Below are 7,823 nucleotides of genomic sequence, written 5' to 3'. Positions count from 1 at the left end.
GTCTGCGGGCGTACACCGGGGCGGACGGGGTGGCGGTGCTGCTGATCGACCGGCCGGCCAAGCGCAACGCCCTCACGCTCGCCATGTGGCGCGGCCTGCCCGGCCTGCTCGGCCGGCTGGCGGACGACCCCCGGGTGCGGGTGCTGCTGCTGGCCGGGTCCGGGGGGACCTTCTCGGCCGGGGCGGACATCGCCGAACTGCTGGAGGTGTACGCGGACCCCGCGCGGGCCGACGCGTACCACCGGGACAACGTGGCGGCCGAGGAGGCTCTGGCGGCCTTTCCGCACCCCACCGTGGCGGTGCTGCGGGGCGCCGCGGTGGGCGGCGGCTGCCAGCTGGCGGTCGCGTGCGACCTGCGGTTCGCGGCGGCCGACGCCCGGCTGGGGATCACCCCGGCCCGCCTGGGGGTGGTCTATCCGGCGGTTCCCACCGCCCGGCTGGCCCGGCTGGTGGGGCCGGCCCGCGCCAAGTACCTGCTCTACTCCGCGGAGCTGGTGGACGGGGTCCGGGCGCAGCTGCTGGGCCTGGTGGAGGAGGTCGTGGCGGGGGACGGCCTGGAGGCCAGGGCGCTGGAGTTCGCCCGCACGGTGGCGGCGCGCTCACCGCAGACGCTGGGTGCGGCGAAGGCCGTGGTGGCCGCCGCCACCGAGGGCGGGGATCCACAGGCCGCGGTGGAGCCCTGGGAGCGCAGGTCACGGCATGCGCCCGATGTGCGGGAGGGGCTGGCGGCCTTCCTGGAGCGGCGGCCGCCCCGGTTCTGAGGCCGGCCGCGGTGGTCCGCGAAACCGGGTGACCCGCTCGGCCCACTTGTCGGGCAAATCCGACGAATCAGGCCATAGGATCCGGCGTATGCGCGTTCTTCGGTCGGCCCCGTCCGCAGCGGCCGGTGCCGCGGTCCTCGGTCTGGTCGCCCTGGCGGCGTGTGCCGCGCCCCCGTCCGTACCGGTCCGCTCCGGCGCCGCCGCGGGGCGGGTGGCGCACGGGACACCCCGGCCCGCCTCCTCCTACACCCTGCCGCTGGTCACCCGGACGCCCGGGGGAGCCACGGCCCCACGGGCCGTCCCGGCGCACACCACCAGGCCCTTCTCCATGCTCGGCGTGGTCTGGGACGACGCCCGCAGCCCGCTGAACGCCGTCGTCAGGATCCGTACCCGCGACCGGGACCACGGCCGCTGGAGCGCCTGGCAGACCCTCCGTGCCGAGGACCACGAACGGCCCGGCCCCTCCGCGGACAAGGAGCAGGCCCGCGGCTACACCAGCCCCCTGTGGGTCGGCCCCTCCAACGGGGTGCAGGTCGTGGTCGGCCCGCCCAGCGGCGGCACCCTGCCCACCGGACTGCGCCTCGCCCTGGTGGACCCCGGCGGTCCCGCCGCACAGCCGGCCGTGCCCGGCGGCCCGCCCAGCTGGCTGCTGCTGCACCACGCCCCCGCCGCGCCGGCGGTCAAGGTCCGCTACACGGTGCCGCGTCCCGCCATGGTCGGCCGGTCCGGCTGGCGGGCGGACGAGTCGCTGCGGCACAAGGCGCCGATCTACTCGCCCGGGGTGCGGATGATCTTCATCCACCACACCGACAACCCCAACGGCTACTCCTGCTCCGAGGTGCCGGAGATGATCCGGGCCATGTACCAGTACCACGTCACCGAGCTGGCCTGGGACGACATCGGCTACAACTTCCTGGTCGACCGCTGCGGCACCATCTACGAGGGCCGCGCCGGAGGGGTCGACCGTCCGGTGGTCGGCGGCCACACCATGGGCTTCAACATCGGCTCCATGGGCATCGCCGCCATCGGGGACTTCCGGGCGGGCCATCCGGTGCCCCAGCCCATGATCGACGCCATCGCCCGCCTGGCCGCCTGGAAGCTCTCGCTGGCCGGGATCTCGCCGACGGGACGGGCGGTCATGGTGTCCCAGGACAGCGCCACCCGGTACCGCAAGGGCACCAAGGTCGTCCTCAACGTCATCTCGGGGCACCGTGACGCCGTCTACACCGAGTGCCCCGGCGACTCCCTCTACGCCGTGCTGCCGGTCATCCGCGCCAAGGCCGCGCGACTGGTGGCCGACGCCGCAGCCCACCACACGGCCGCCAAGCACTGAGGTACGGGCCGCCGCCCCGCGAGGAGGCCGGCGGTACCGGCCGACCCTCCGCGGGCCCGGGGCGGGGGTTCAGCGGAGCAGGTGGACGGGGTGGCGCACCTCGTCCTCGATGTCCCCGGAGGCCTGCGCCAGCATCTTGCGGGCGAGTGAGTTCAGGGCTCGCGCCGCCGCCAGCTCCTCGCCGATCCGCGGCTCGGGGTGGTCGCTGTCACTGCAGGTGGAGGCGCCTCGGGCGGCCACTCCGGGGGCCCTGACCCCCACCAGCCGGGCTTCGCACTCGGTGTGCCTGCCGTCCTCGTCGAAGAACAGCCGGACGTCCCATTCGTGGCGCATGGCGTCCACTTCCTCGGGTGGTTCGGGTCTTCACTGCCCCCGCGTCCCCAGGGTGCGCCCCCGGTACGGGACGGGCAAGAGCCGCGCTGGGCGTGCGCAGCCGGGCCTCCCGGGGGCCTCAGACGCGGTGTCCCCCGGCGCGCAGCCAGCGGTGCACCGCCTCCTTGTCGGCCACGGTGATCCGGGGGCCGGGGCGGATCGGGCCCTCGTCCTCGTTGAAACCGGTGTCGGTGACCCGGGCGGTGGTCCAGTCGGCGAGTTCCTGGGCGGCCTCGGGCAGCACCCGGCCGCCGTCCTCCCAGGCACGCCGGTACGCCTCGGCGGTGCGCGGGTCGTTCTCGGCGGCTTCCGCCAGCCAGAGCGGGATCAGGCGGGCGGCCGTGCCCGCGTCCCTGGAGGGGTCGTCCATGCAGGCAAGCGTCACCGGCAGGCATCGCCTTCATGCCGGTGATGGGCCGTCCGGGGGCGGCCGGCCGCCGCGGGCCGCCCCCGGACGGGTGTGTCAGCGCACGCCGAGCAGGTGGTCCATCGCGAGCTGGTCCAGCTGCTCGAAGGCCATGCCGCGGGCGGCGGCCGCCTCCACGTCGAAGTCCTCGAACGCGGAGCGGTCGGCCAGCAGGTCGGCGGCGGTCTCGCCCTTGTTCAGGGTGGGCTGGGCCAGCTCGTTCAGGCGGGCTGCGCGCAGCGCCTCCTGGACGGCCGGGTCGGCGCGGAAGGCGAGCGCGCGCTCCTTGAGGATCAGGTAGTTGCGCATGCAGCCGGCCGCCGACGCCCAGACACCGTCGAAGTCCTCGGTGCGCGGGGGCTTGAAGTCGAAGTGGCGCGGGCCCTGGTAGTCCGACGACTCCAGCAGGTCCACCAGCCAGAACGCCTGGCGGAGGTCGCCGGCGCCGAAGCGGAGGTCCTGGTCGTACTTGATGCCGGACTGGCCGTTGAGGTCGATGTGGAACAGCTTGCCGTGCCACAGCGCCTGGGCGATGCCGTGCGGGAAGTTCAGCCCGGCCATCTGCTCGTGGCCGACCTCGGGGTTGAGGCCCACGCGGTCGGCGTGCTCCAGCTCGTTGATGAACGCCAGGGCGTGGCCGACCGTCGGCAGGAGGATGTCGCCGCGGGGCTCGTTGGGCTTGGGCTCGATGGCGAAGCGCATGTCGTAGCCCTGGGAGACGACGTAGTCGCCGAGCAGGTCGAAGGCCTCCTTGAGGCGGTCGAGCGCCACCCGGATGTCCTTGGCGGCACCCGACTCGGCACCCTCGCGGCCGCCCCAGGCGACATAGGTGGTGGCGCCGAGCTCGGCGGCCAGGTCGATGTTGCGGATGACCTTGCGCAGGGCGTAGCGGCGGATGTCGCGGTCGTTGGAGGTGAAGCCGCCGTCCTTGAACACCGGGTGGGTGAAGAGGTTGGTGGTGGCCATGGGGACCTTCAGGCCCGCGGTGTCCAGCGCCTGGCGGAAGCGCTTGATGATGGCCTCCCGCTCGGCGTCCGAGGAGCCGAAGGGGATCAGGTCGTCGTCGTGGAAGGTGATGCCGTAGGCGCCGAGCTCCGCGAGGCGGGTCACGGTCTCGACCGGGTCCAGTGCCGGGCGGGTGGCGTCGCCGAACGGGTCGCGGCCCTGCCAGCCGACCGTCCAGAGGCCGAAGGTGAACTTGTCTGCGGGGGTCGGGGTGATGCTCATGTTGCGGCTCCTCTATTCGTCAGGCCAGAAAACAAATTAGTATGCGGAGGCGCCATACGGAAGTCCCAGGGTGCAAAAGCCGCAGAAGGAGCGGGCATGAACGCAAGTCAGCGGGTCGTCATCGGGGTCGACAGCTCCACCCAGTCCACCAAGGCCGTGGCCGTCGACATCGACAGCGGCGAGGTGCTGGCCGAGGGTCGTGCAGCTCACACGGTCACCGGAACGGGCGGCGCCCGGGAGAGCGACCCCCAGCAGTGGTGGCAGGCCTTCACCGAGGCGGTGGCCGCGACCGGCCACGCCGACCGGGCGCTCGCCGTCGCCGTCGGCGGACAGCAGCACGGCCTGGTGGCCCTGGACGCGGACGGCACCCCGGTCCACCCGGCGATGCTCTGGAACGACACCCGCTCCGCCCCGCAGGCCGCCGCCCTCACCGAGCGGCTCGGCCGCGCCGAGTGGGCCCGCCGCACCGGTTCGGTGCCCACCGCCGCCTTCACCGTCGCCAAGTGGGCCTGGCTGCGGGAGAACGCGCCCGAGGCCGCCGAGCGCACCGCCGCCGTACGGCTGCCCCACGACTACCTCACCGGCCGCCTCACCGGCGCCGGCACCACCGACCGGGGCGACGCCTCCGGCACCGGCTGGTGGGGCGAGAACGGCTACGACAAGGAGATCCTCGACCTGGTCGGCCTGGACGAGGGCCGCCTCCCCGAGGTGATCGAGCCGGGCCACGCCGCAGGCACCGTACGCCCCGGCTCCCCGCTGCCCGCCGGCATCCCGGTCGCCGCCGGCACCGGCGACAACATGGCCGCGGCCCTGGGCCTGGGCCTCACCCCGGGCCTGCCCGCCCTCTCCCTGGGCACCTCGGGCACCGTCTACGCCGTCACCCGCGGCCGCCCCGCTGACGAGAGCGGCATCGTGGCCGGCTTCGCCGACGCCTCCGGCGGCTGGCTGCCGCTGGCATGCACGCTCAACTGCACCCTGGCCGTCGACCGGATCGCCGCCCTGCTCGGCCGGGACCGCGCCGATGTCGAGCCCGGCGGGACCGCCGTGGTGCTGCCCTTCCTCGACGGCGAGCGCACCCCCGACCTGCCCTACTCCTCCGGCCTCTTCCACGGCCTGCGCCACGACACCACGGCCGGCCAGCTGCTCCAGGCCGCCTACGACGGCGCCGCCCACGCCCTGCTCACCGCCCTGGACGACGTCCTGCGGCACGGCGGCGAGACCTCCAGCGACGCACCGATCCTGCTGATCGGCGGCGGCGCCCGCGGCACCGCCTGGCAGAACACCGTCCGCCGGCTCTCCGGCCGCGCCGTCCAGCTGCCCCGCGCGGCCGAGCTGGTGGCGCTGGGCGCCGCCGCCCAGGCCGCCGGACTGGTCACCGGGGAGGAGCCCGCCGAGGTGGCCCGCCGCTGGGGCACCGCCGACGGACCGCTGCTGGACCCGCTGCCCAGGGACGAGGAAGCGCTGGAGCGCATCGCGGATACCCTGCACAGGGCCGGACGGCTCTTCGAGGCCCCGACCCGCTGACCGCCAGGAGAAGGTGAAGCAGAACGTGCACCAGCCGACCGCGAACGGCGGGACCCGCAAGCGCCCCGCCCCGGCCTCGCAGCAGACCATGCGGCGGCAGAACCTCGCGCTCGTCCTGCAGGAGGTCGCGGCCCGGGCGCCGCTCTCCCGCGCGGAGGTCGCCGCGGCCAGCGGGCTCACCCGCGCCGCGGTCTCCTCACTGGTCGAGGAGCTGATCGGTGCCGGACTGCTCGCCGAGCTGGGCCCGGCCCCCAGCGGCCGGGTCGGCCGCCCCGGCAACGCGCTCACCCTCAACCCCGAGGGTCCCGCCGGGCTCGGCGCGGAGATCGGGGTGGAGCACCTGGCCGCCTGCGTGGTGGACCTGGGCGGTGAGCCCCGGGCCTGGCAGCGGATCCCCGCGGACAACCGCGGGCGACCCGCCTCCGAGGTGCTCGCCGACCTGGCTGCGCTGCTGGGCCGGGTCACCGCCGAGGCGGGTCCGCAGCTGCGTCCGGCCGGGCTGGGGATCGCCGTCCCCGGTCTGGTCGGCGCCGAGCACGGACTGGTCATCCGGGCCGCCAACCTCGGGTGGTCCCAGGTGCCGGTGATAGCCGTGCTCCGCTCGGAGCTGCGCCGGGCGGGGTTCGCGGAGCTGGCGGGGCTGCCCGCCGAGGTCGACAACGAGGCCAACCTGGGCGGCCTCGCAGAGCTGTGGCTGGGCGAGCACGCCGGCACCGGTGACTTCGTCCACATCTCGGCGGAGGCCGGTATCGGTGCGGCGCTGATCGTCGCGGGGCGGCTCTTCCGCGGCGCCCGGGGGTTCGCGGGTGAGCTGGGCCACGTCCCGGTGGAGCCCAGCGGGCCGCCGTGCGCCTGCGGCTCCCGCGGCTGCCTGGAGCAGTACGCGGGGGAGCGGGCGGTGCTGACGGCGGCGGGCACCCACGGCACGGGCCGCGACTGGGTCACCCTGCTCGCCGAGCGCGCGGCCGAGGGCGACCCGCCGGTCCTGGCGGCCCTGGACCGGGCGGGCACCGCTCTGGGCACGGCGGTCGCCGGGGCGGTCAACCTGATCGACCCCGACGCGGTGATACTCGGCGGCGGCTACGCGGACCTGGGGGACTGGCTGGTTCCCGGGATGCGGCGCGAGCTCTCGGCCAGGGTCACGGTGCGGCCGTGGTCCGACGACTGGCTCGCGGTCTCCTCGCTGGGGCGTCGCGGGCCGCTGCTGGGGGCCGCCGCCGGGGTGGTGCGGGCCATCGTGGAGGACCCGGGCCGGGTCGCCGGGCAGTGAGGGCCGCGCCGGCCGGCCGGCCGGGCAGGGGATACTTGGGCCGGCATCGGCCGTGGATGACGACCGGAGGACGGCGGCGTGGACGTGGGCGACCGGGTGGCTGAGGACGCCTTCGGCTCGGTGGAACGTGAACTGGCACTGCTCTTCCGGCGCGCCAGGGCCCGCGCGGCCGAGATGGCCCGCGAGGTGCACCCGGAACTGGAGGGCAGCGCCTATCCGCTGCTCGCCTACATCGAGGACTCCGGCAAGGTGCGCCTCACCGACATCGGCGTCCACTTCGGTGTGGGCAAGGCCACGGTGAGCCGCCAGATCAAGGCGCTGGAGGAGCTCGGCCTGGTGCGCCGGGAGTCCGACCCGCTGGACGGCAGGGTCTCCCTGGTCTCACTGACCGAGGAGGGCGACCGCCGCTACAGCAGCGCCCGCGACGCCCGGATGGGCAGTTTCCGCTCCATGCTGGGCACCTGGGAGCCGGACGACGTGGCCGTCTTCGCCAGCCTGCTGCACCGCTTCAACAGCCTCATCGAGAACACCTGACGAGGGCTTGGGGGAAACGGCGGGCGCGGGGCGGGCCGAAGCCCGCCCCGCGCCGGTGTTGGTGCCGGTGGTGCCGTCCGGCTCAGCGGACGGCGATCAGGTACAGCCCGTAGCCCACCGCCGCCGCGCAGGCGGCGAAGCAGACCGCGGCCATGCCCAGCGCGGCCGAGCCGCCTCCGCTGCCGCCCTCGGCGGCCGCAGCCTCGCGGGCGGCCTCGTGGCGGGAGAGGGCGAGGGTGCCCAGGGCGAAGACCGCGACGATCGCGACCGTGACACCGAAGCTGACACCCGCCGTGCCGGCGAGCGCACCCCACTTGATCTGCACGAGGTTTCTCCTTGTCCTGCGACCCGGCGGGTCAGGCGGCGATGCCGGTCGGGGCCAGCGGGGTGGGGGCC

The 7,823-nt window shown here is 75.1% G+C and carries 9 protein-coding genes; 5 read left to right on the top strand and 4 right to left on the bottom strand.

Annotation, left to right across the window (positions count from 1 at the left end; all coding sequences use genetic code 11):
* Nucleotides 1-2 precede the first annotated feature (2 nt).
* Both AOK09_RS32605 and AOK09_RS32600 read left to right on the top strand, forming a co-directional pair.
* Nucleotides 3-761 (top strand): enoyl-CoA hydratase/isomerase family protein, encoded by a 759-nt coding sequence (locus tag AOK09_RS32605; RefSeq protein ID WP_055590828.1) that lies wholly within the window; start codon nucleotides 3-5, stop codon nucleotides 759-761.
* A gap of 88 nt (nucleotides 762-849) precedes the next feature.
* On the top strand, nucleotides 850-2,094 hold the full coding sequence (locus tag AOK09_RS32600; RefSeq protein ID WP_055590827.1) for a peptidoglycan recognition protein family protein: 1,245 nt from the start codon (nucleotides 850-852) through the stop codon (nucleotides 2,092-2,094).
* A 69-nt stretch (nucleotides 2,095-2,163) separates the two neighbouring features.
* On the opposite strand, the gene AOK09_RS32595 is transcribed toward AOK09_RS32600, so the two are convergent.
* From AOK09_RS32595 to xylA, 3 genes are all read right to left on the bottom strand, one after another.
* Nucleotides 2,164-2,427 (bottom strand): dsRBD fold-containing protein, encoded by a 264-nt coding sequence (locus AOK09_RS32595; protein WP_055590826.1) that lies wholly within the window; start codon nucleotides 2,425-2,427, stop codon nucleotides 2,164-2,166.
* A 118-nt stretch (nucleotides 2,428-2,545) separates the two neighbouring features.
* Nucleotides 2,546-2,836, bottom strand: coding sequence for a hypothetical protein (locus AOK09_RS32590; RefSeq protein ID WP_055590825.1), 291 nt, complete (start codon nucleotides 2,834-2,836; stop codon nucleotides 2,546-2,548).
* Nucleotides 2,837-2,929: 93 nt separating this feature from the next.
* A complete protein-coding gene (gene xylA / locus AOK09_RS32585; protein ID WP_055590824.1) occupies nucleotides 2,930-4,099 on the bottom strand; it encodes a xylose isomerase in 1,170 nt (389 codons plus the stop codon).
* Nucleotides 4,100-4,195: 96 nt separating this feature from the next.
* Here xylA and xylB point away from each other — a divergent pair, with 96 nt between their 5' ends.
* The 3 genes from xylB (at nucleotide 4,196) to AOK09_RS32570 (ending at nucleotide 7,427) form a co-directional block, all read left to right on the top strand.
* Entirely contained in the window at nucleotides 4,196-5,623 is a 1,428-nt protein-coding gene (gene xylB, locus AOK09_RS32580; protein ID WP_055590823.1) for a xylulokinase, read from the top strand.
* Between the two features lie 88 nt (nucleotides 5,624-5,711).
* Nucleotides 5,712-6,893 (top strand): ROK family transcriptional regulator, encoded by a 1,182-nt coding sequence (locus AOK09_RS32575; protein WP_079063613.1) that lies wholly within the window; start codon nucleotides 5,712-5,714, stop codon nucleotides 6,891-6,893.
* Nucleotides 6,894-6,971: 78 nt separating this feature from the next.
* Entirely contained in the window at nucleotides 6,972-7,427 is a 456-nt protein-coding gene (locus tag AOK09_RS32570; protein ID WP_055590821.1) for a MarR family winged helix-turn-helix transcriptional regulator, read from the top strand.
* Between the two features lie 82 nt (nucleotides 7,428-7,509).
* Here the strand turns inward: AOK09_RS32570 and AOK09_RS32565 are convergent, their stop codons facing one another.
* On the bottom strand, nucleotides 7,510-7,752 hold the full coding sequence (locus AOK09_RS32565; protein ID WP_055590820.1) for a hypothetical protein: 243 nt from the start codon (nucleotides 7,750-7,752) through the stop codon (nucleotides 7,510-7,512).
* Nucleotides 7,753-7,823 lie beyond the last annotated feature (71 nt).

The sequence above is a fragment of the Peterkaempfera griseoplana genome, from assembly GCF_001418575.1.
In the GTDB taxonomy this organism is placed as follows: domain Bacteria; phylum Actinomycetota; class Actinomycetes; order Streptomycetales; family Streptomycetaceae; genus Peterkaempfera; species Peterkaempfera griseoplana.
The sequence above is the reverse complement of the archived record's forward strand: the minus strand, read 5'-3'. Positions and strand labels throughout refer to the sequence as shown.

Coding starts and splice junctions, on each gene's coding strand:
- AOK09_RS32600 (WP_055590827.1), top strand. CDS start 850: ATGCGCGTTCTTCGGTCGGCCCCGTCCGCAGCGGCCGGTGCCGCGGTC.
- AOK09_RS32595 (WP_055590826.1), bottom strand. CDS start 2,427: ATGCGCCACGAATGGGACGTCCGGCTGTTCTTCGACGAGGACGGCAGG.
- AOK09_RS32590 (WP_055590825.1), bottom strand. CDS start 2,836: ATGGACGACCCCTCCAGGGACGCGGGCACGGCCGCCCGCCTGATCCCG.
- xylA (WP_055590824.1), bottom strand. CDS start 4,099: ATGAGCATCACCCCGACCCCCGCAGACAAGTTCACCTTCGGCCTCTGG.
- xylB (WP_055590823.1), top strand. CDS start 4,196: ATGAACGCAAGTCAGCGGGTCGTCATCGGGGTCGACAGCTCCACCCAG.
- AOK09_RS32575 (WP_079063613.1), top strand. CDS start 5,712: ATGCGGCGGCAGAACCTCGCGCTCGTCCTGCAGGAGGTCGCGGCCCGG.